Genomic DNA, 24,310 nt, shown 5'->3' on the forward strand with positions numbered 1-24,310 from the left:
TGTGGATCAAGTAGGTCAGTAAAATCAAATACAAACAAGAGCTGTAGATGGCGGTAGTTCTCTCCGTAGGGCATGACCCTGTTAGAAAGCTTTACTAGCACTCAGTGTATGAACAGGTGGGACGAAGGAAGTTGGGACACGATCCCTTTAGACACGGAAGGTTCACCATCATAGATAAACAGAGAATTTATAGCCTTTATATAGCAAACAAAGAGGATGCTTTTAAAGTTATACCTATTTTTAGATATTCAGTACAGGATAATTAATCGCTTACCTTCTAAGAAAATAAAAGTAAAGGAAGATGCAGTATGAACTGACCCCTGTCAAGTAGACAAGTAAAATAATTAAAAATGTATTAGATAATGCGATCACATTTGTGGTCGCATTTCTTATGCGATTCGTTCCTTTTTCTTTGCTTCTAATTCTGCTTTATAAGCAAGAATTCTTTTGTTTTCTGGTATTGGATATTTAACTGGAAACTCTGAGTTGATAGCCGCCTTCCGAACTTCCATTGGTGCTAAGTTACTAAAGCGTTCCTGATATCGTCCATTGTTATAGTATTCTATATATTCAGCGATTGCCTGACAAAGTTCGTTTTCATCAGCGAAATCTGATATATAATACATTTCAGATTTGATAATTCCCCAAAGACCTTCTGTTGGACCATTATCAATACAGCAACTAACACGAGACATAGATTGAGTCATTCCTTGATTCAAAAGTTTCTTCTGAAAAACTTTGTTTGTATATTGAAATCCTCTATCACTATGAAAGAGGGGTGTGACATCTGGATTAGATTTAAGTGCTAAGTCATATGTATCAAAAACAAGCTTGTTATCATTGTGGTTGCTTAGTACATATGACACTACTGACTTATCATAAAAATCTAGAATGGCACTTAAATATACTTTCCTATTACTCATAGGCACTTTGAATTCTGTAACATCTGTTCCCCATTTCTCATTAGGTTTTGAAGCCTCAAATTCCCTATGTAAAATATTTTCAGCAGTTGTTTCTGGTGTTGAATAACGATACGGTTTTCGCTGCTTTCTAATTACAGATTTGATGCCATATACACGCATAATACGTTGTATTCTACCTTTACTATAATGCTTGTTTTTATCTCGGTTAATGTAATTACGCATTCTACGATAGCCTAAAGTATGTTTGAACTTTTCATCGTATTCCCTGATCCATAGAGCTATCTTTTCGTTTTCAATCTCTTCTTTTGGCTGTTCACGATTCAACCACTTATAGTATCCTGTACGTGAAACATTTAATTGCTGACACATCCAGCTTATATCCCAATCTTTTTCTGTTTTGAAAAACTGAATAGTAAGATATTTAGGCTCCATTTTTCCCTTGGCTAGAATCGCCTCCTTTCGAATTCCTTCACTTTTTTTAACAGTTCTACAATCATATCTCTTTCTTCAAGCTGGCGTTTCAGACGTTTGTTTTCCCTCCGAAGTTTCTCTAGCTCATCAACTTCTTCATCAGATTTGTGATGACCACGTTTATCTGCCAAGCCCTCTTCACCACTAGCATTGTATTTGCGAACCCAGCTATAGACTTGACTATAAGAAACATCATATTGTTCAGCAGTATTCTTATAATCACATCCATGTTCGATACAGTATGCAACGATTTCCTTACGTTCTTCAATTGTTACTTTTCTTCTTGCTTCAGCCATATAGACCTCCTGTTTCGGATTATAATCCTTTAGTTCCATATCGCTATTATACACTGAAATCCATCTTGCTAAAGAAGAAACCGCACAAATATTATATTTAGCCATGAGTTCTGGGAGCGAGCCATTTCCAGCAATATATTCCTCGACAACCATGGTTTTAAATTCTTTTGTATAACTTTTATTCCCGCTAGTTGAAATAAACGCTTCTGCTCCTTGATTTTGAAATAATAGAACCCATTTACGTACAGTTTCTTTACTAGCAATTTTCAGTTCTGTACATATCTCTTGTAGGTTCTTTGATCCAGTTAAATAATCTTCAACAGCCTTTAATTTTTGAGCTGGTGAAGAAGGTGATTTAGACATAATAAAATCCCTCCAAAGTAGTTTTGGTTATTTACCATGTCTACTTTAGAGGGATCATATCAGTAGCAGTAGCATCTTCCTTTGTTTCTTTATAAAAATGATATTTTAAAGTATATGCTACATAATACTTTATTTTTGTATGATACTCTTAATGTACTCTTTTGTTTCACTATTTTCACCTATATAGTAAATTATGTACTGTTCTTTTAGATAACAGTGTTCAAGAAAAGGACTTTTTGTAAGATTATAAGCTTTTTCTGCTTCTCTAGAACTAGAGTAAATGAATACAAACCATTCTTCTTCATTTACAATGAGAATATTCGGAGTTTCTTTATAAGGCAAGTCTTCACTTCTAGATTTTTGATAATCCATTAAATCTACATTATAACCATCATTTTTAATTTCCTGACACAACGATAATATCATTGTCTTTTTCTGATGATTATTCGAATTAAATTTGTATACAAAAATACATATTAAAAGTACAATAAGTGGTATCAGAACAAGCAAACATTTTTTCCTCATTTGACAAGAATCATCATTTCATTATTATTAATTTTAGCCATGATACGATCATGAACCGTGGAATTAGATATGAATGGATCAAGTTCATACCACTCAATACAGTCGCGACCTTGTTCGTTATTATGATAATCCATATCTCTATGCTGATAGGCTGTAAAACCATTCCATGACTTTCCATCTAATTCACTGTCAGGCCAAGCTTCGTGTGCATCCGCCCATATTTTTGCATTTGCTCCGCTATTGAAGACGAGTTTCATGCGTGCATTCCAGAATGCATGACGATAAGCATTTCCTTTATCCCCATCTTTCCACCCTCTAAAATATTTATTCGTCCATGTATCTGTTTCTTCTGCACAGGATTTCACTATTAATGCTTCCTTTGGATATAAAACAACTAGTGTTTTCTCTGTTGGAGTTAAGTTATTAAATTCGTCAACAAGAGAACCTGAGGAAAAACCATATATTTTCGGTTGAGTGCGTGCGAAGTTGTCCCAATCAATTAAATTAACAATTTCGTCAACAGATTTATCTTTATTCTTTTCTTTTATTGTTTCAACATCCTGAATAAATTTAACCTCAGCAATACTAAGATTACTAAGTATCATATCTGTAGTTTTTTGATCGAGGTCTTCTCTTAAAAACGCTTCAGCAGAAGCCATGTCCATTGATGTGTATTCCTCATAAGTAGTGTTACTTGGTGCTGAAGAAGCCATAGCATTATTTGGTTCAATACACGCTAGATTCATAGCACACAACAAACCTAAAACGACTCCTTTTGTTAATAGTTTTCTTTTTGACATAATTAATTATACCTCCTCATTTTAATATAATATGTAATTAATTCAACATATTATATGTATATTACCAGTTTTTCCTAAATTGTCAAATTGTTGTGGTCATGCTTTTTTGTAACACTAGGAGGTGCAGACATTTTCTTGCACTAAATTAACATTAAGTTCACGTCGATACTCAATTTGGCTCATACTTTGTATTTACTGGCTTTCTTTTTTTATGCACATTTTGCCACCTAACTTTTACTTCAATTATTGCAAAAAAGTATAACTGTAGGACATTCATCGTTCTGAAAAATGCGAAATGTAAAGAAGATGAATGCGTGGAAGATATAAATGGTATCAAAGCGTTTCGAGTAACGAAAGAACGATACCAAAAATACTAAATAATTCAGCCGGTATAGCGTTTAACTATTTGGAAGTATATGACGGTAGAGCATTTCAAATCACTCTTGCAGGACCACTAGAGACAAACAAATACCTATTGTTAATTGGAACTGTTTTTACGGTTGTTATTCTGTTTGTTTTATGGATAATAAAAGACATATTTACAGTACCATTTTCTATATGTCTGAAATTTATAATAGTGATATATGTGGGCAACATTGGCGTTTTTCAAAAGGTTCCCTCGATGTATTGAATGATACAGTCACAAAAGTAATTACACAGTCTTTAGTAAACATATCAGATGTAACTAAAGTTGTTCTGCCAGGAGTAAAAGACGGAACAAAACTGGTATATCGAAAACATATGCAGAAATTATGGAGAAAGTACTATTACATAAGGAATTGTTTTACACTTATGATGATATACTTGGCTGGTTTAGTAATATGTAAAGAAAATTAGTCCAGAAATTATAGCCGATCCACTATGTAATTCTATGAGTATATATATAGTAAATATAATTAGCTACCAGATAAGGTTCCCTTGCCTTTTATGAATAAACTTTATGACACCCATACCATAATTGATATTACTTCTATTTAGTGAGACCCATTCAACAATTCGCATTCCCGTATCTTTTATTAACTGTATGATTGCATTACTTCTAAGAGAATACCTTTTGTTTTCTATAATTCGTTTAGTTTAGCTTCGCTAATACTTTAATTACTTATTCTACATTCCTGGAAGCTGAATTATTAGAAATCTAGCCGGCCTGCTTCAGATTTAAAGACTAATTTAGTTAATCATTTGATATCTGAGGGAAAGTTAAGTTCTATGGAGCAAATAATATTATTTATTGACGAAGCTAATTTTATGGGTATGAATGATTATAACTACTTAATTGATATCTATAACAGGTTAGATCGAGCTCAAGTACGTATGACAGTTCTTTTAGTTGGAACAAAGGAACTAGTTAGCGTAAAGACAATGCTTATGCAAATGAATAAGCAACAGATTGTTGAAAGATTCATGGTAAGAGAATACCAATTTAGAGGTATAAAATCATTGAAAGATCTTCAAATATGTATGGCTAGTTATGACTTTTCAGAGTATCCTGAAAACACAGGTTGGAGCTTTACTCAATATTTCTTTCCAGAAGCCTTTAATGAAGGACATAAATTATATTCATTAGCTGAGGATTTATTATCCTATTTTGGTGAGGCATTAGGTTCTAATACACTTGAAATACCTATGCAGTATATAACAAGCACAATAGAGAATTGCTTTAGAAGATTTGGTTGTGATGGGAAAGGTGTATATTTCCCAACAAAGAATGAATGGATGCAGGCTATTAAAGATTCTGGCTATGTTATGGCGGAAAATCTATTTGAAAGCTGTAAAGCTATATAAGGAGTGAAACAAGTGATGTATACGTGGAACACTAATTGGGTAAATCCTTATGAAAGTCCATGGAGTATTATCAATAAATTCATGTTCGCTAATCAAATACATGGTTTAGATGCAGCGAGAGAGCTAACCACTACACAACTAAGAAAAATAGATAATTATAGGGCTAAGTATATTCACACAGGAATTGTTTCGAATTATCAATTTAAAGATAATTCTTGGTGTATTGGAGATAAATCAATTGTAGATTATGGCATGGAAAATATTAAAAACCTCCTAAAACCACTGTTATCATTTCAAAATAGGTTTATCCGCTCAAATAATATTTGTAGTACAGTAATTAAGAAAACACTAAATCATTGTCCTGAATGTATGAAATATGGATACCATTATATATTTCACCAATTTACGTTTCTTGATAGATGTTTGGTTCATAATAAAAAACTCATTAGTACTTGTCCAAAATGTAATGAGGAGATTCCATATGCAATTGAATTCCAGTATAATATTCACGCATATCAATGTAAATACTGTAAAAGCTATTTACTAAGTAATGATAATTTTGAAATTTTATTAAATGAATGGAATAGAGTAGTAGCATATACTAATAGAAGAATACCGTTTAATAACTCTAGTATATTTCCATTTATAATAACAAATAACTTTCAACAGTGCATAAAAGATAACGATATAAATAATGTTTTGAAATCATTATTTTTTAATAAGTCGATTAAAGTTCCGTCAAAGTATACGATAAAAAAATGTATTCATTGGAATGAAATCAATTTTGGTAATGTAATTACACCTAATTTAACCCCCAAAAAAGATATTATAGAATACGCATATGTATATGCATTTCAAAAATTATACCGTCATTTATCTAAATCTCAAAGATTAAAATCAAAACTTAAAAAAGCTGAAAATTATATACTTGTATGTGCATCTAAACCATTAATTAAACCAGAAATTATTGAAAAAGAAATTATATGCTTTGATTTCAATGCAGTTACTTTTTATCTTTGGAAACGAGATATGGAATATGGTCATTACTTAAAAAATGGATACCGAATTAATAGAAGTACCGCATATTCTTACAAATTTAATGCTAATGATGAAATTATAAGTTATCTAGATAAAATTAGAATGTTCTTACCAGAGTTCATAGATGAAGATTGCAAATTTAGTATATTAGTTCATATAGCATTTATTTTATTAAAAAATAAATATTTTGAATGGCAAATCCTAATGAAATACTTAGTAGAAAATTATAATAAATATGAATTAATGGATAAACTAAAAAATATAACATTAAGGAATTTTTCAAATGATTATAACAAGGAATTCTTATTAGTTATAGATACAGCAAAAACTGAATATAAATTATTTTTTGATAATTAGGTTAATATATAAGCCACAGTATGAATTTATACTGTGGCTTATATATTATTATTAGTTTTATTTATCAGCATTCCCTAGATTTTATTTCAAATCTAGAGGAGATATGTTATGATGAATTATGAGTAAAATTAATGAATAATAAGAGTCCCTAATATTTACTTCACAAAGTCCCTAACATTTATTTCAATGGACATCGACATCTATCATATTAGTGATTAAGAAAACTCAAATAGTAGCATCTCCATTATTGCGCTAAATCCAGGTTTAACGTAATAATAGGGGTGTTTTAAATGAGATACCTACTTTTAACCCTTTTTTTGGTTATTCCAAGCATTCTATTAATTCATCCTTTTTTTTGTACTTCTATTGTTTCTTTATCTGTTTTTAATACTTGTTTTGTTTCACCTCATTATATAACTCTGTAACAATTATATTTTTATTTCTATAAAACGTTTATAACTTTAATATTTTTATTCATGTAGTTAACCTTTATTTTTAACTTCATAACTTATGTACCTTAATAAAATTGCCTTATCAGTTATTCCTTTAAACCTCTTAACATATGGTACTTAAATCCTAATTATCTAGCGTTTCGTTCATTCCCTAATTTCATTAATTTATCACAACTTTTTTGATCATTTACTTAATTCATCAACTTATCATTTTATCTATTCCTCAAAGGTTCATCAACCCATCTATCTACACATATTGTACTTTCATTTATTTATTAATGCTTATTTATGTTACTTTATCGTTTACCATATTATTCTTCATATGCTTATTAAAATATACTAAATCTAGTTACTATACTTTAACCAAAGATTTAACGCAATAATTGTTAAATTATTGTCAATCAATTTAAAGTTAGAAAATACCATATTATGCTCGTTTTGATACTAATTGTATTATATTATGAATAATCAAAAAAAAGAAAAGAAATTACTTATCATTAGTAATCCCTTTTCTTATTCTTCCAAATCGATTAGTGGGTATAATCAATAATTTGAATACTATCACCAAGTTTTTTACTTATGGCATCCTTCATTGCTTGCGCATTCGGACATGGGAATCCTATTGGAGTACCTTTAAAGATGCATGATGCAAATACTATGGTATCTGCCCCCCTTTTTACCATATCTGCAGCACGTGTTACTGATTTTTTCCCTGGGCAGCCTCCACATGTATTAACTCCAACAACTTCAATATCTTCTGAAATATCATTAAAAGCTGCTTTCTTTTCCTTTATTACCTTGAAACAGGTAGTTCCAGGGCACATATCTTCTGTCTGCATACATCGGATCAATCCTACTTTCATCTTTATCCTCCAATTACTTTTTCGACAAAACATTCCAAAATGATATTAAGGTAGGTCAATAAATATCTGCCCCAATCTCCCACTCCTACTAAGGGTTGGTCATGTAACTAATACTTATTATTCATTTTCCTAAATCTCTCAAGTACTGTATCGATATCCTCTTTTGTAGTAAATCTACCTAGACTGAATCTGACAGCTCCACGAGCAGTATCTATAGGAACATTCATTTCCTTTAAAACTGGTGATATTGAAATTAACCCTGAATGACAAGCTGAACCAGTTGATGCAGCAATGTCATCACCTAATAGCTCTAATATCTCATTACCGTTATAACCTAAGAAGCTAATGTTTAATGTATTAGGTAATCTATTATCTAAATCACCATTAAGATGAATCTTATCTCCGTATATTTCTTTCAAATTGGAGTAAAAATAATTAGTCATTTCCTTAAGGTGATCGTTTTGTAGCGCTTTTTGTGCCAATTGACATGCTTTCCCCAAAGCTACGTCAAAAATAACATTTTCTGTACCGGCACGTCTTCCTAGCTCATGTCCTGCACCATGAATCAAAGGCTCAATCGATAATTTTTTGTTAACATAGAGTGCACCAATACCCTTCGGAGCGTACAACTTGTGTCCTGCTATTGTTAGAAAATCAATATCTAAATCATAAACATCAATTGGTACTTTACCAACTGACTGTGATGCATCGGTATGAAATAATACATTATGCTCATGACATATCTGAGCAATTTCTTTGATAGGCTGAATTGTTCCGGTTTCATTATTAGAGTGCATAATGGTGACTAATATTGTTCTATCTGTAATCATTTGTTCTAAAGCCGATACATCAACCATCCCATTTTCCTTGACCGGTAGATAAGAAATCTTATAACCAATCCTTTCTAAATAATCACATGGATTTAATATAGCGGGATGTTCAATTTTTGATGTGATTATATGATCGCCTTTATGACGATAGGTATATGCGACACCTTTGATTACTGTATTATTCGCTTCACTACCACCGCTGGTAAAGATAATTTCGTTTTTTAAACAATGTAAAAGATCCGCAACTTCTGTTCTTGCCTGCTCTACAGCTTGTTTCGCTATCTTTCCATACTCATGACTACTTGATGGATTACCAAAATTATCATACATATAAGGAAGCATTGCATCTGCTACTTCTTTATCGATTGGTGTCGTTGCGTTATAGTCCAAATAAATCATTTTATCTTTCCTTCCCTTGAATTTATTTTTATTATTTACTTCACAGTATAACATTCGTGTGTTATACTAGTCAATAGATTAATTGAATAGTTGAATGGAGGAATCTAAATGGATCAAGAATCTCGTCAGTTTAAAGATAATACTTATACTCAACTTGCTAAAATAGGAAAAGCCATAGCAAGCCCGAAAAGATTAGAAATACTAGACATCCTAGCTCAAGGTTCTAAGACAGTAGATTCTATAGCACGGGAAACCGAAATGAGTGTTGCTAATACTTCTCAGCATCTACAGGTATTGTTAGAAGCAAGGCTTGTTGATTACCAAAAGCAAGGGCTGTATTCTTATTACAAATTAGCTGATAAAACGGTTGTTAATTTTATCTTATCTTTGCAAATGCTAGCTGAGAAACGTATCGCAGAGATTACTAGACTTAGAGAAGAAATTTATTCAAATAAAGATAATATGGAACAGATAAAAATGCCAGATCTTCTAGAAAAAATGAAAAATGGTAATGTAACCTTAATCGATGTAAGACCGAAAGATGAATATGAAATAATGCATATTCCTGGTGCCAATTCAATTCCTATAGAAGATCTAGAAAAGCATATATCTAATCTCCCAAGCGATCAAGAAATTGTTGCATACTGCAGAGGGAGATACTGTTTATTATCAGTAGAAGCTGTTGAACTTCTAAGATCGTATGGTTATAAAGCGGTACGACTTGAAGAAAGTGTGCAGGAATGGTATTCCTATAATAATGATTAATTATTTGATAAATTTCTAGCTTTACAATTTTGACAAACATTTATAGGCAAAAATACCAATAGCCAAGAGATTGATATGATCACTCTCCTGGCTATTAATCTTCTATCACATTATGACCTTATTTAAGATCATCTTACTATATCACATTTTTCAATTTTATATCTAACTGTAGTATTGAACAAGACTACCTACATATTGTTTTTTAAAACCTACTTGTAGACTATTTAAAACTTACTATTTATGAAACTCCTCAATATCTGCAAGTAAAGCATCTACATTTTCCTCTTTCGTCGCCCAGCTAGTGCAGAAACGTACTGCATTATGAGTGTCATCAACTTTTGTCCAGAAACTATAGGAATACTTCTCTCCTAAGAAGTCTAATAAACTAACTGGTAAAATCGGAAATTGCTGATTCGTTCTTGAATCATAAAGGAACTGGTATCCTTTCTTAGCAAATGCATCTCTAATTCTCATCGCTTGTGTCACAGCGTGTTCTGAGATTTCTTGATACAAATTGTCTGTAAATAATGTTTCAAACTGTAAGCCTAATAGACGTCCCTTTGCCAACATACCGCCACGAAGTTTGATATTGTATCTAAAATCTTTTTTAATAGATTCATTTGATATTACAATAGCCTCTCCAAATAAAGCACCTACTTTGGTTCCACCAATGTAAAATACATCACTATTTGCGGCGATATCCTCAAGACTTAAATCATTGCCTTCAGATGCTAATGCATATCCTAATCTAGCACCGTCGATAAATAGCGGTAACTCTAACTCTTTACAAGTGTTATAAAGTTCAACTAATTCTTCTTTTTGATACGTAGTTCCATTTTCTGTTGGATGTGAAATGTACACCATACCAGGCTGTACAACATGCTCATGGCTGGAGTCTGACCAGTGTTCATCGTAATAATCTCTTACTTGCTGTGCTGTGATTTTTCCATCTTCACTAGCAAGGGGTAATACCTTATGTCCTGTTGCCTCAATTGCTCCGGTTTCGTGGCAATTAATATGTCCGGTTACAGCAGAAAGTACACCTTGATATGGTCTTAGAACTGCGCTAATAACGGTGGTATTTGTTTGCGTTCCTCCAACTAAGAAATGTACTGCTAACTCATTATTACCACATGCTTCTTTAATTAACTCACGCGCATGCTCGCAATATGGATCTTCCCCATACCCTATTGTTTGCTCCATATTTGTTGAAACAAGTTTAGTTAATATTTGAGGATGTGCTCCTTCAGTGTAATCCGATTCAAAACGTATCATGTTAACCTCGATTCTTGCCTATTCGCAATATATATTATTTTTCATCAATTATTTACTCTTCCACCTATTTAAGGCTAATTCTCGTATATTATAGCAAATTTCATAAGAAGGAACAATTAAAAGTTTATGATTATCTTGTTAGAATAGTCTCAGTCATTTTATTTGGTCCCGCTAAATAAATATTGTGTAAGTTCTCTAGGTTTTTAGCTAAATAAAGTTTTCCACTTATTGCAGCAAAGTATATTTTCAATTATACTTCTTCCAATATGCCAAAATCTTAGGTGCTATCGCAACCATAGAATCCCGATATCCAAGTTCCACATTTTCCTCTAATCTCTTTTGTTCAAGAAGAATAGTTCCGGTGCCACCAATCCGTTCTAACGGTTTTGATGGATAGATATGAATCATTTTCACCTGTTTAAGTTTTTCGAATTCCACTCCCTCTTCCTTCTTCTTATCCGATAAATGGACAACGAAAGCAAAATCCAATTGATAATCCTGAAGTGGATGAATCGGTACATTATCAATATTATTATTTGGGTACTCTATAGCATGAATCCCTCCATCTGCATAACGACATCCCCTGATATTTCTTGGTGGAAATAAATATGGGATCGCACAGGAAGCTAATACTACATCAATCAGTTCTTCTTCCTTTAGTTCATTCAAAAGAAAATACTCTGGCTTTCCTTTATCAATGTTATAAGCACATGCAAAGAGATCCCTTTTGGACCTTTTAATTATCTCCACATCCACGTACTCTTTGAGAAAGTCTTCCACACCTTTTTGTGAAATCAATCCAATGTCTCTGGTGTCCAGGTCATGAACGATTGGATTCTCTTCATAACCGTGCCTTGCACGCTTGATTAATATAGGCACATATTCCTTTCGAAACTTTTCTTCATTTAATAAAAAACGGGAATAGGACAAATTACTCCAACTATTCTTAACTACTTTAAAATCATTCATGGCAAAAAGGAGTGCATTGACTGAGCCAATACTGGTACCGGAGATTACCTTAATATTATCTATAAGGTTAAGTTCCCATAAAGTTTTAAATACTCCAGCCTCATATGCGCCCTTAGCACCTCCTCCTGCAAGTACTAATCCAATTCTAGGTTCTTTCATCCAATCAACCACCCATCACGTACAATTTTTTAAATCATAATAAAGAATATTACATTCATCCCTAAGATTGAAAAAAATGGCACCATCCCTTCAGTTGATGCCATTCTACACTCTATATTGAAATGTTGCAACTAGATCACCTAGAAAATTTTCGCTAAAGATGAATCATCCTAGCTTTTCTATAACTCCTTTAGTAAAGTTACTGCCCTTTCAATCTCTGTTTTTTCTGTTCGCCAGATGCTATATTCATCAAAACCATCTAAGCCCATGAAGACATTCTCTTTACGATAAACCATAGCGCTATCAATGATTTTCTTTCCTGACATATGATATGAGGTTGCGCCAGTATGCTGATATAGCTCTTTGATTGCACCAGCATTTACTCCGCTGCCTACCAGAATATCAATTCTTTGATTACTTAGTTGGTATAATTCCTTTAAACAGTCTTTACCAGTTACACAATCATTTGCTTGACCTGAGGTTAGTATAGAATCAATCCCAAGCTCTATTGCCTGTTCTAATGTCTTTTTGGGATCTTTACACATATCGAATGCACGATGTAAGGTAACTGACATATCCCCTGCTTCTTTCATTAAATCCGCCATCTGCTGCATATTTAGTTCACCCTCAGGTGTTAATATTCCAATCACAACACCATCCGCACCAAATTTGTTATATTGTCTTACCTCTTCTTTTATTATCTCAAACTCATCTTCTGTGTAACAAAAGTCACCAAATCTTGGACGTAATAATACATGAATTTTATTATTACAACGCTTTCGGATTTGTTGAAACATGGCTAGAGTAGGGGTAGTCCCACCGATGATCAGATTCGAACAAAGCTCGAGGCGGTTTGCACCTGCATTCGTTGCTATCACCGCAGACTCCACACTATCAACACATGCTTCCAAAATAAATTTATCCATAATGATCTCCATTCTGCTGCAATACTGCACATTTATGCGGTAAAACACTTTTTGCAGTGTGAAAAATTTTCACACTTAAAAACATTTCACCAAAGGCAGCTCACACAATGATTGAGTCCAGAGTGAAGTTTTAGAATTTCTTAGCCAGACCTTTTGATGTCTTAAAAATTCTCTTCACACTTACTTTTCATTTGCAGCTTGTTTTAGCATATAATAAATTGCTGTCACTCCTGCTCCCGTTGCACCTTTGTCATCAAATGCATATTGTGGTGTATCACTCCATGCAGTGCCAGCAATATCTAAATGAATCCAAGGTAGGTCTTCACAAAATTCTTTGATAAATAATCCTGCTGTAATCGCTCCACAACAATCTGCACCAATATTTTTAATATCTGCAACATTACTTTTGATCATCTTTTCATGTTCCTTATGGTATGGAAAACGCAGATAAGTTTCCTGTGCTAAAGATAGACCTTCTTCAAACATTTGATAGTAGGAATCATCATTGGACATTGCACCTGCAATAGTGAAGCCTAACGCAGACCACACTGCACCAGTTAAAGTTGCGATATCAAGAACCTTTGTAATACCTTCATTACGGATTCCATAACTCATTGCATCTGCTAAGATAAGTCTTCCTTCAGCATCTGTATTTAAGATTTCAATTGTTTTACCCTGATAAGATTTGATTACATCCCCAGGCAAATGAGAGGATTGTGAAATACGATTCTCACATAATGGCAGACAGGCAACCACATTGATTGGAAGTTCTTGCTTTGCAATGGCATGTATTGCACCAACTACAGCTGCAGCTCCCGCCATATCTCCTTTGATACCAGCCATACTTTTTGCACTCTTTAGACAATAGCCACCAGTATCACAAGTCACACCCTTACCAATCAGTCCATAAACCTCTGGGTCCTTTGGATTCCCCTGATAGCGTAAAATCATAAGGCAAGGAGGATATTCACTGCTTCCTCCTATTCCATATAACCCTTCCATTCCCATAGCCTTTAATTGACCATAAACAAGGGTTTCTACCTCCACAGGAATATCCTGAACATATTCTTTAATTGCTCTATTAAAATCCATTGGTCGCAAATGGTTGCCAGGAGTATTCACCATATCTCTTGCAAACTCTATACTTTTTGCTAAATCCAAAGCTTCTCTAATATATTCCTGCGCACAATTGACACTTGATAATCCACCAAATTCATATTTGCATTCATATGAATCTTCTTTCTTTGATACACGATAAGAGTAATTACCAAGGGATAAGCCTAACACAGCCTGAATGATAGCCTTCTCTCCAAATTTCTCTAGAAAATAAGTAAAATCAATACCACAAGTTGGAATTTGATATTCTTTACACTGTTTGGCAATTTGGGCAAAGATTTCTTTTATTCCTAGTAAAGTAAGCTCTTTTTCTTTCCCGCAGCCAATGTATAATACTGTACTGTTTTCTTGTGGTAGATAAAAACTTTCCAGATATGTCCCCTTAAAAAAGCACTTTAGAGAAATCGGATGTTGCTTTGCTTGTATCTGACCCTCCAAAATAAACTCCACTGTATTTGTTTTATTTACAATATCTTTTATCACTATCATAGTTAAAACATGCCTTCCTTCGTTGTAATTTTCTATATCATTTGACCAAAACGTTTTCCTGTAACGTTACTTGCTTCAGAAACAATAATAAGCGCTTTAGGATCTTCTTGCTGAATCCTTCTTTGAATTCTCGCACAATCTGCTTTATCAGCGGCTCCCATAATGACACGTTGTGTTTCACTAGTATAGCCACCTTCTCCTTTTAAGATTGTAATCCCTTCCTTTTCTTCTAAGAAGATACATCGGATACGATCGGTACACTCACTCATTACGATGATTAACCCTTTGGCATTTGCACTATTAATTAACTTGTTCATAAATAGCCCGGCAACATAAACGGTAACAATTGCATAAAGAATGCTCTCAATATTACGATAGACAATACCAGATGCTAACACAATTATGCAGTTAATAGCTGAGGATACTGTCCCAACATGTAACTGAGGGAACTTTTTTTGCAAAATTAACCCGATTAGTGTTATCCCCCCTGTGTCTGACGTTCCCAAATAGACCATTCCTTGTCCAACTCCTAAAAATGCTCCTGCAAATAGAGCCGCTAATAAAGGATTCCCCTGATAATGAGGTAAAATTGGCTCTAACAAATCAGTCATGAGGGAAAGTAATAAGATACTACATACCGCTTTCCCTACAAATACAGGTTTGAATATCTTCTTTTTCCAAACAATTGCTAATAGTGGTAGGCTAAATAATGTACAAAATACACCTATTGGAAAGCCTGTTACATAGTTTACCAAGATAGCAATACCGCTAGCACCTCCTGGTGCAATTTTCGCCGGTGCAGCAAATGACCTCATTCCCACCGTATATAAAAAAATTCCAACTACATTGAGCAGTATTACCATGCCTGCTTTTTGTTCTTTCATTAAAACCATACCTTTCTACCCTTGGTAAACTTTTAGTACAGGCAAGTATCTAAAAATTCAATTACTTATTTATCTTATCTAATATCTTTAGTATCAGAGCTACACTGCCCACATTATATCCGGCACAACTATATACTCCGGTACACCCTTGATTTAGCGCAACTAATAATGGTAATTTTTCAGGGTCTACATACATTCTTCTTGCAACTGGTTCAGCATGTTCTAACTCAGGGTCAAAATAAACCTGAATATTCGGTATTTTTTCTAATACCTTTTTCATAGTTTCATTCGTTATAGCCTCCTGATCCTTTACTATAAATAAAATGTTCCCATGAAACTTCTGAAGTTCTGTTTCTTTTTCTAACATTTCATTTAGTACATGCTCCGTTGGCTCTTTTCCTTCATCAAGAAAAGCTAAAATACCGTTCTGTTCCTTCATAAGCCCAGACAACCAATATTCCATTTGACCGTCTGAAATCTCAAAGTCCGCAATTTCATTGTCTACGAGTAGATCTTCTAATTGATTCTCTCTTAGAATCATCTGAATTCTTTTTTCTTCCTCTGATTGAATCTCAAATATCCGAACAGACATATGCTGATTTCCATTCGGCATTCGAGTCGTCACTATTAACCTATAAATTCCCGCTTCCAAAAGAAGTGACAACTCCTTATCTGGGAATTTTAATCCCTCATAATCCAGAGTAAGGTACTGTCCTTCCTGTAACTTCCCAAGGGTAAAGTTTTGTCCATAAGTCCACTTCTCTTTATTCTCCACAAGAAGAATCAGATTTCCTCTTTCAGGTTCATGTAGAGACAAATCATGAGGCATCTTATCATACCCATTTGACTTTATGGATTTATCTTTATCTTGATCTAGCGACAAGCAATCTCTATTTTGATTTACCAGTATACAAAAATCCTTCCCATCAAAAAATTCAGGTTCCATAGTAACCTTATTCAAACGAGCTGGAATCCCAAGTGTTCTACAAATTGCAACAAATAATATTTTTTGACTTAAAGTATTCCCTTGTTGTAATTTTAAACAGCCAATTGGTGTTGCAGTAATCGTTTGATAATCAAACTCTTTCTGAAACTTAATGATTTCTTTGATATAGTCCCAGATACTGTTTGGATTACTAATGAATTTCTGCTTTGTATCTTCATCAAAATAAGAATTGATATAGCTACGGTAAGCAGTCAATTCTTCAAGATAGATTCTCGGGCAAACGATGTATTCCATAGCAAAACTGTATTCATATGCAATGCTATCATTATAAACACAGCTATCATTAAATTCAATGCTTTCTTTATATACAATGCTGTCTTCATGTGCAATGTTATCTTTATATACAGGTCGGTACTTATAACTACTTTCCCTTACTTTTAGATGGTCTTCTAACACACTGGCAGTGACATCTTTATAATCTTTTACCTTTAACGTTTTTAACAAAGCTAATCGGTCTTGATTACTATCTACGTTATTACCATCTACGGTTAAGAACCTATAAATCTCCATAAAATTTCCCTTTGCAAGATGAAGAATCTCTTTTGCATCTGGTACATTTTCAGCCAAAGCTTCGTCATAATAACTCTCAATTCGATTTTCACGAAGTAACTTAGCTTCTCTTAGCTTACTTCGATTGGTAGCTTGCTGCTCCCTAGTCAAGTTAAACTGGTACTTAACACTATCTTTTGGAGCTTCCACTTCGCACATCTCCCAAGAATCTGTCACCCAGTCTTTACTTAAAAGATTGTCATTTAAGATAAGGGTTATCTCTTCTTGTGTCCTAACATGCCCCATAGCTTCAGCAAAGAAACCATCCTTAACCGCTCTGATATGAATATCTCCTAATCCGATGGTAATACTTACGCAGCCTTTTTCATCTGTATAAAGTTCCGTCACCGACGCAAACTCTGCATAATTTAGTATCTCAAGAGATACCTTAGCACCACATACCGGTTCCAGATTCTTATCTTTTACGAATATCTTAAAGCAACGTGTCTTAGCATAAGTAGATGTACTATTATAGTAAGATAATAAATCCTCTTTACCGATATGTTCTTCCGTTGATTCACTGCGATAATCAGAAAAGGTACGGCTATGCACTAATAATGCTCTGCTGGAAGCATTTAAAAACCAGCCTTTATTCAAAACTTCTTCTGGCTCACAGGCTCCAAGAAAGCACCACGTACCATCAACAAATATCTCAACCCATGCATGATTATCATCACAGTGTGCCCATCTAGGCGTATAGACCTGTCTTGCAGCAATACCTACACTACGAAATGCTGTTACTGCAAAGGTTGATTCTTCTCCACATCTGCCTTTTCCAGAATTATATACCGTCATTGGAGAAATCGTTCTGCTATCCGATGCTTCGTAAGTTGCATTTTCCGCACACCAGTAATTGATTTCTAATACTGCCTCTGTCATGTTTTTATCTTTGATTCTATCTTTTAAGTGGTCATAGAAAAACTGTCTGCATTCTGTAATATCTTCTGAATTCACCCTAGGATAGAATACATAATGGATAAAATAATCCTCTGGCAGTTGCCTTGTCCATTCCATATGTTCTCGCAACCAATTTGCATGGGTAACATAACTTAGAAAGACCTTGAATTCGTATTCTCCTGCATCTCTAACCGGCATGGTGCCATAGAGAAATTCTAGTAAAATTCTTTCCTCCCTCCCACACTGATTAAACTGTTCTACCAGTTCTGGAAGTATTGGCTCATACACCGCTTTTCTTTCTTCAAATTTTTTATTTGCATACTTTTCTAATTGTACTGAAAACATGGTGTCTCCTTTACTGTACTGAAAACATAGTGTCTTATTTAATTATATCGAAAACTTGATGTTTCTTTAATTCTATTGAAAACTTCATTTCTCTTTTAATTCTATTGAAAACTTGATTTCTCTATTAATTCTATTGTTCCGACAAACCATCTGCATAATAGCTAGGTGGCAGTCCCATCACCCTTTTGAAGGCTCTTCGGAAGGAAAAATCACTACTGTATCCTACCATCTCAGCTACATCTTTAATCGCTATATTTTGTCGTAACAATTCACAAGCCTTTTTGATTCTTTCATTTTCTAAATATTCGCTGAAACTAACCCCGAACAAACTTTTAAACTCTTTATATAATTTATTTTCTGCCATACCATAACTTTCAGCAACTAACGCAAGATTTAAGTCTGCATTGGTATACATTTCTTCCACCAATGCCTTTATCTTTTCCTTCTTTTCTTCTGCTTCCTTCGTCTCATTTTGCTTTTGTCTGTCCTTAATACAAGGAAGCACTTCTATTAGAACTTGATAAAGCTCCTCTAAATGATTTGCTTCTGTGATACCATCGATTACCTTCTGGTAGTCACATTCCTCTTCACGAAGCGCTCGAATTACCGTACCTCTTACTAATTCCATTAAGTAATTTATCATAATAAGAGATAAATTACGATAGGTAAAATTCTCATACTGAATCATTTGAAATAGATCTGTTAATTCTTCCTGATTTCCTTGCTTAATGGTCTTAACCAAGTGTAATTCAGTTTCTACTGGGAAGAAGAAAGTCTCTGTATTTTTCGGCATTTCTTCTTTACTAAGAGGCATACGGATATCATGGAATCTAAGATACTCACAAACTTCCATTGCATCTTCAAAGGACTTTGCAATCTCTAAAGTAGTGCTTACTTCCTTACCAATACCAATATAAGTTTCCAAATGCATCTCATTCGATAGGTTAATTTCTACTTCTGCTAAAACATCACGAATCACTGGTAGCATATTGTCGCCTTCGATTGGAAAGATGATAGCAAACGTATAATAATCGATATTACAGAAATGATTTGGAATTGAAATCTGATTTCTAACATAATTAATCGTAGATAAACTAATTTCGTTCCAGTTACCATACTCCATATTCATCGCACTATGGTTTAACATAATAACTGCGGCATAATAACATTTGCCAGATAAGAAGATATCTGCAGATTTCATATCCTGACGTATCTCCTCCTCTGTGAGATATCCACCAAGGATGATTTTACGAATCACCGCTGTTTTCATAAAATTTCGCTGCAGAAGTATTGTTGTTTGGAGATTAGCTGCGCTTTCAAGAATAAACGGTATCCCTTCCCAGAAGCTCATTCCAGTTTTACCATCCCCTGCTGCCTTTCCAAATTTACCTTGATATTCGCCAAATGCTACAACAACACTTCGTCGTTTTCTCCATAGAGCAATACAGGTAAGAAAACCGGTAAAGATAGAAATCACACAAAGTGCGATGATTAAGTATTTCATAAAGCCAATTTGTCTTAATACGATGCTCTTCGGTATTAAAACAGCATAGGTAAAGATAGACTCATCCACCTTTGAAAGTATGTATTTTTCACCTTTAATCTTGATAATACCATCCTCTTTAGCCAGTAACTTAGAAAGCGGAATGTTTTCAATGTCTAATCTAGTGTTCGAACCGGACATCGCTTTACGTACTAAGCCGTCACGATTCATGACTAAGGCAATCCCTTCCTCCTGAATAAAATTGGTTTTTAACTTCTCGTAAATGAGTTCTTCATTGATTGCTATTACAATCGTTCCTTCTACTTCTCCAAAACTATCGAATGGGAATGACTGCGCAACTACCATTTGATTATTATATTTTCCTTCATCATATTCTAAATAAGTCTTATTATAAAAGGTGTCACTAAATTGAACTGCTAACTCTTCATAAGTAATCTCGTTAAAACTTCCTAAGGATTCATATGCCCGATTATCCGCTGGGACAACGGATTTATTCTTCATGATCCATTTACCATCTTTAAAAAAGATATAAACATCCCCTATGACTGCATTAATCGCTGAATAATCAGGTAGCGCTGTACTAAACATATACATGTCATAATACTGCGCTTCTTTATTTTTTACTTTCGTACTTAGAGTTTTAAGTTCTTTCATATTACTTATGTAAGTTGCTAAGTTTCCTGCTTCTATGTATCCACGCGTAATTTCAAGCGCTGTCGTATTTAATGTCGTATTCATCTTTTCCTTCTGCACTGTTAACAACAAATCTGTAGATGCAAAATAAATCAAGATGATTGCAAAAAATGGAGCTATTAAAATAGATAAATATGATACTAATAAATTCATCGATAACTGATTCACTTTTCCTGCTATATATTTTCTCATAAGTTTTTTCTCTCATTCTTAGTTGCCTTTTATTATTTAACATATTATACTATAAAAAAGCCTATAATTCTAGCAAACTCCCAATTAAACAAGAAAAAATACGCGAGAAAAAGGAGCGATATGAAGAAAAAATCAACCAAAAACATTAAATTTATTAAAATAGTTACAGAAAAAGAAGCCTTATATGATGGTTCCTTTTTGGAATTACCCATCCCAGATCAAGTCATCATCGATAAAAGTATCTTATTTTACAATGACCCGACTCCTTGCTTTATCCATCGAAGTGCAGTCCGTAATCGTTTACTATCAGAGATGGAACATGAGCTGTTAAGTTGTGAAGATGTTAATTCAAACTGTACATTTTACAGTGAACAATTGCCACTCTTCCTTCGCTATACTTCCTTTCCTCCTGCTGCTACCATCGAAATAAGATTTACATAACACGTTATACCAATAAACATGTTATACCAATAAACACGTTATATTAATAAAAAGACGACTGCAAAGATTAAAAAGAGAATGCCGTTGATTAGTTTAATATAAGGCATATTAGTAAGTACTTTATCGGAAGCAGTAATTACACTTTTCCCTTTTGCTATCATCATTAGAAGAAGTAGGGATGGAATACATAATGCAATTGCATAACTAAATATCTCAAATCGAATCCACACTCTTTCACTACTAGACTTTAAAAGTGATAATAAAGTAGCCGCATAAATTTGGCCAGTGCAGAAAAATTCACCTAAGGAAATAAGAAATCCTAATAGAAGGATGACAACCCCAATCTTTTGATACGAATGGTGATTGATACTTGTAATCTTTGACTGATTCCATTGACGAAGGGCTTTAGGTAGTTGTAGACGTATCTTTCCATACTCCCCCCTTATCGTATGGTATAAGTCAAGAAAATTAAGTAATGAAAGTAGCACTGCAAAGATACATAGTATCCACTTCATGATTCCAAACAGGTTATAAAAAGTCCCCTGTGCAATTTCAAATATTGAAAATAATCCAATTCCCATTACAAAATAAGCAATTACTTTCCCTGTTAAATATAAGAGCCCATTCTTAAGGATCCCTAGATTCATCCCAAGGAGAATAGACAGCAGCAGGAAAAACATAGAGATCGCACATGGATTTAATCCATTAATCACGCCAGTTCCTATCACCCTACCTAATTCTAACCAAGGATTTCCCTTTCTGTCCTGTTCAACGTTTGCTTTGTTTTCCTTCCCTTCTGAGGAAATAACTATTTTTCCACTTTTTGAAAGTTCCCACCATTGTTCTTTATCAAACAGATCGATTATGTCAGCTGCCCCGGATGCATAGGCTCCATTGTAAAATAAAATTGGTACTTGTTGTTCTTCACTTGGTACTTGATATAATCTAAAATACTCAAGCAGGATATCCGCATTTCCTTCGTCAAGGATATTTACTTCTTGAATGTTGACAGGAAACTCATTTTTCTTTATTTCTTTTTTTACCTTCTCACACTGCGGACAGGAAAAAGTAGTGAAAAGTATGTAAGAATCCTCATTCAATAGCTTTTCTTCTAAAGAGTTTTCCCCATTAAAAGTACTGTTGTTGTTGTTATTGTTACTATGGCTATTGCCATCGTTTTTATCAAAACTATTACTGTCATTGTAGCTATTACCATCGGTTTCATCAAAGCTATTACTACCACTGTAATTATGATTGTCACCTAACACTGCTTCCAATGACAAATACTTATCTTTCACAATATCAAAAATTTCTGCTTCTATCTCCTCATAACCTGAAACCAACCGATCTCCTATAATCATCACTGGGCAGGAAACTTTAGTTTTATCTAAGGAAAGCTCTTGTAGCATTGAGAGGTATTTTTCTCTTCCTTGTGTCTGCATCGTACTATTAACCTGAAACTCATAGGGATACTCCTCCTTATGAGGAAGTAATTGCCGTTTCACGATATCAATAAAATACTCTTCTTCATGGCATGATTCACAAGGGTTGTCATGAAAAAAATATATCATGACAACCTCTTTCGCTTCCGCCCTCCTTGGAATCATACATACGATTAGCAAACAAAAGAATAAGAAAGATTTTAATCTCATAGGCATCTAGTCATCCATTTCTACTTCTAAAACATAATCGATATTGTCTGGTAAAACAGGATTTGGTCCCAAATTGGCAAATACGATGTCTGGATAATCACTATGTACCCAGCTAGTAGAGATCGGAATCTCATATCCTGTAGCTAATGCTCTGATTTTTTTCACTTTATTTTTCTCTAATCCTAACAAAGGTACCGGTCCAATAGTATTCTCAAACATATGAAAATAATATTTGTTTCCCTTTCTCGTAACACGTCCATAGTCTGGTTTTGGTACATTTGCAATACCACATCCGTAGATACTATCATGGTTACGTTTCATCCATTTCCCAATCTGAGATAGGATCTCTACGGATTCTTCTGGGATATTACCATAGGCATCAGGCCCAACATTAAGTAGCATGTTGCCACCCTTTGATACACACTCTACAAGCTTCTTAATCAACATAGGTGCTGGTTTAAAGAACTTATCTGTTCCGTGGTATCCCCAGTTGTTGTTCATGGTAATACATGCTTCCCATACCAGTGGATCACCGTTCACATCTTTTACTCCTTCTGGCGGAATGATTTGCTCTGGACTTACAAAGTCACCGTGATATGGGGTTGGGTTACCTTCCGCTAAGGAACCTTTACCTTCCCCACTTGCTTCAAGTCGATTATCAATAATTACTTGTGGCTGAAGAGTTCTAACCATATTCATGAGCTTTGTAGCACCCCATTTTTCTCCTCGCATATCATCATAGGAAAAATCAAACCACAAGACATCCAATTGTCCATAATTCGTGCAAATCTCTTCTACTTGTTTATGAAAATACTCAACGTAACGGCTAAAATCACGATTCTCATTTCCACAATTCTTATTATTTCTCATTGGATGAATTCGATCGCCGTAATGCGGATAGTCTTCATGGTACCAATCAAGTAAAGTAAAATAGAGCCCCACCTTTAAACCTTCTGCACGCACCGCATCCACATATTCCTTAACAAGATCTCTTCCTGCTTTTGTATTTGTTGCTTTATATTCTGTATATTTGCTGTCAAACAAACAAAATCCATCATGATGTTTTGCCGTAAGAACAACATATTTCATTCCTGCTTCTTTCGCGAGCTTTGCCCATTTTTTAGGATCATAATCTCTAGCATCAAATTCATCAAAATACTTCTGATAATCCTCAATTGACATCTCTTCCGTACTTCGAAGCCACTCTCCACGGGCTGGAATTGAATATAAGCCCCAATGAATAAACATTCCAAATCTAGCGTCCTGGTACCATTCCATTCTCTTGTTATAATCATCTCTATTAAACTGATACATGTTTTCCCTCTTTTCTGTACACGCATGAATGC

At 34.1% G+C, this 24,310-nt stretch carries 19 protein-coding genes; 4 read left to right on the forward strand and 15 right to left on the reverse strand.

Features of this window, described 5'->3' with window-relative positions; all coding sequences use genetic code 11:
* Positions 1-389: 389 nt before the first annotated feature.
* From CPHY_RS11220 to CPHY_RS11235, 4 genes are all read right to left on the reverse strand, one after another.
* Positions 390-1,355: an IS3 family transposase gene (locus CPHY_RS11220; protein WP_041703533.1), complete on the reverse strand. Its 966-nt coding sequence runs from the start codon at positions 1,353-1,355 to the stop codon at positions 390-392.
* A gap of 11 nt (positions 1,356-1,366) precedes the next feature.
* The gene (locus CPHY_RS11225) at positions 1,367-2,053 is read right to left on the reverse strand and encodes a helix-turn-helix domain-containing protein (RefSeq protein ID WP_012200193.1); all 687 of its coding nucleotides are present in this window, start codon (positions 2,051-2,053) and stop codon (positions 1,367-1,369) included.
* Between the two features lie 129 nt (positions 2,054-2,182).
* Positions 2,183-2,479 carry a hypothetical protein gene (locus CPHY_RS11230; RefSeq protein ID WP_157668713.1) on the reverse strand — a complete coding sequence of 99 codons (297 nt, stop codon included), beginning with the start codon at positions 2,477-2,479 and terminating at the stop codon, positions 2,183-2,185.
* A 95-nt stretch (positions 2,480-2,574) separates the two neighbouring features.
* Positions 2,575-3,378 carry a DUF6973 domain-containing protein gene (locus CPHY_RS11235; protein WP_012200195.1) on the reverse strand — a complete coding sequence of 268 codons (804 nt, stop codon included), beginning with the start codon at positions 3,376-3,378 and terminating at the stop codon, positions 2,575-2,577.
* 1,209 nt (positions 3,379-4,587) lie between these two features.
* On the opposite strand from CPHY_RS11235, the gene CPHY_RS11245 reads away from it, so the two are divergent.
* Both CPHY_RS11245 and CPHY_RS11250 read left to right on the forward strand, forming a co-directional pair.
* Positions 4,588-5,163 (forward strand): hypothetical protein, encoded by a 576-nt coding sequence (locus CPHY_RS11245; protein ID WP_012200196.1) that lies wholly within the window; start codon positions 4,588-4,590, stop codon positions 5,161-5,163.
* Between the two features lie 15 nt (positions 5,164-5,178).
* A complete protein-coding gene (locus CPHY_RS11250; RefSeq protein WP_012200197.1) occupies positions 5,179-6,558 on the forward strand; it encodes a hypothetical protein in 1,380 nt (459 codons plus the stop codon).
* Positions 6,559-7,540: 982 nt separating this feature from the next.
* Here the strand turns inward: CPHY_RS11250 and CPHY_RS11255 are convergent.
* A complete protein-coding gene (locus tag CPHY_RS11255) occupies positions 7,541-7,873 on the reverse strand; it encodes a CGGC domain-containing protein (protein WP_012200198.1) in 333 nt (110 codons plus the stop codon).
* Between the two features lie 107 nt (positions 7,874-7,980).
* Positions 7,981-9,102, reverse strand: coding sequence for a cysteine desulfurase family protein (locus tag CPHY_RS11260; RefSeq protein WP_012200199.1), 1,122 nt, complete (start codon positions 9,100-9,102; stop codon positions 7,981-7,983).
* Between the two features lie 108 nt (positions 9,103-9,210).
* Here CPHY_RS11260 and CPHY_RS11265 point away from each other — a divergent pair, with 108 nt between their 5' ends.
* The gene (locus tag CPHY_RS11265) at positions 9,211-9,867 is read left to right on the forward strand and encodes an ArsR/SmtB family transcription factor (RefSeq protein ID WP_012200200.1); all 657 of its coding nucleotides are present in this window, start codon (positions 9,211-9,213) and stop codon (positions 9,865-9,867) included.
* Between the two features lie 234 nt (positions 9,868-10,101).
* Here CPHY_RS11265 and CPHY_RS11270 read toward each other — a convergent pair whose 3' ends face one another.
* From CPHY_RS11270 to CPHY_RS11300, 7 genes are all read right to left on the reverse strand, one after another.
* Positions 10,102-11,142 (reverse strand): threonine aldolase family protein, encoded by a 1,041-nt coding sequence (locus tag CPHY_RS11270; protein WP_012200201.1) that lies wholly within the window; start codon positions 11,140-11,142, stop codon positions 10,102-10,104.
* 246 nt (positions 11,143-11,388) lie between these two features.
* Positions 11,389-12,270 (reverse strand): patatin-like phospholipase family protein, encoded by an 882-nt coding sequence (locus CPHY_RS11275; RefSeq protein WP_012200202.1) that lies wholly within the window; start codon positions 12,268-12,270, stop codon positions 11,389-11,391.
* A gap of 179 nt (positions 12,271-12,449) precedes the next feature.
* A complete protein-coding gene (locus CPHY_RS11280) occupies positions 12,450-13,196 on the reverse strand; it encodes a copper homeostasis protein CutC (RefSeq protein ID WP_012200203.1) in 747 nt (248 codons plus the stop codon).
* A 180-nt stretch (positions 13,197-13,376) separates the two neighbouring features.
* On the reverse strand, positions 13,377-14,801 hold the full coding sequence (locus tag CPHY_RS11285) for a leucyl aminopeptidase family protein (protein WP_012200204.1): 1,425 nt from the start codon (positions 14,799-14,801) through the stop codon (positions 13,377-13,379).
* A 32-nt stretch (positions 14,802-14,833) separates the two neighbouring features.
* On the reverse strand, positions 14,834-15,694 hold the full coding sequence (locus CPHY_RS11290) for a YitT family protein (protein ID WP_012200205.1): 861 nt from the start codon (positions 15,692-15,694) through the stop codon (positions 14,834-14,836).
* Positions 15,695-15,746: 52 nt separating this feature from the next.
* Positions 15,747-18,482 carry a transglutaminase-like domain-containing protein gene (locus CPHY_RS11295; protein WP_012200206.1) on the reverse strand — a complete coding sequence of 912 codons (2,736 nt, stop codon included), beginning with the start codon at positions 18,480-18,482 and terminating at the stop codon, positions 15,747-15,749.
* A gap of 130 nt (positions 18,483-18,612) precedes the next feature.
* The gene (locus CPHY_RS11300; RefSeq protein WP_012200207.1) at positions 18,613-20,871 is read right to left on the reverse strand and encodes an AraC family transcriptional regulator; all 2,259 of its coding nucleotides are present in this window, start codon (positions 20,869-20,871) and stop codon (positions 18,613-18,615) included.
* Between the two features lie 120 nt (positions 20,872-20,991).
* Here CPHY_RS11300 and CPHY_RS11305 point away from each other — a divergent pair, with 120 nt between their 5' ends.
* Positions 20,992-21,312 (forward strand): hypothetical protein, encoded by a 321-nt coding sequence (locus tag CPHY_RS11305; protein ID WP_012200208.1) that lies wholly within the window; start codon positions 20,992-20,994, stop codon positions 21,310-21,312.
* A 38-nt stretch (positions 21,313-21,350) separates the two neighbouring features.
* Here CPHY_RS11305 and CPHY_RS11310 read toward each other — a convergent pair whose 3' ends face one another.
* Positions 21,351-22,883, reverse strand: coding sequence for a thioredoxin domain-containing protein (locus CPHY_RS11310; protein ID WP_012200209.1), 1,533 nt, complete (start codon positions 22,881-22,883; stop codon positions 21,351-21,353).
* 87 nt (positions 22,884-22,970) lie between these two features.
* A complete protein-coding gene (locus CPHY_RS11315) occupies positions 22,971-24,308 on the reverse strand; it encodes an alpha-L-fucosidase (RefSeq protein WP_278183999.1) in 1,338 nt (445 codons plus the stop codon).
* Positions 24,309-24,310 lie beyond the last annotated feature (2 nt).

The organism is Lachnoclostridium phytofermentans ISDg (genome assembly GCF_000018685.1).
GTDB lineage: Bacteria > Bacillota > Clostridia > Lachnospirales > Lachnospiraceae > Lachnoclostridium > Lachnoclostridium phytofermentans.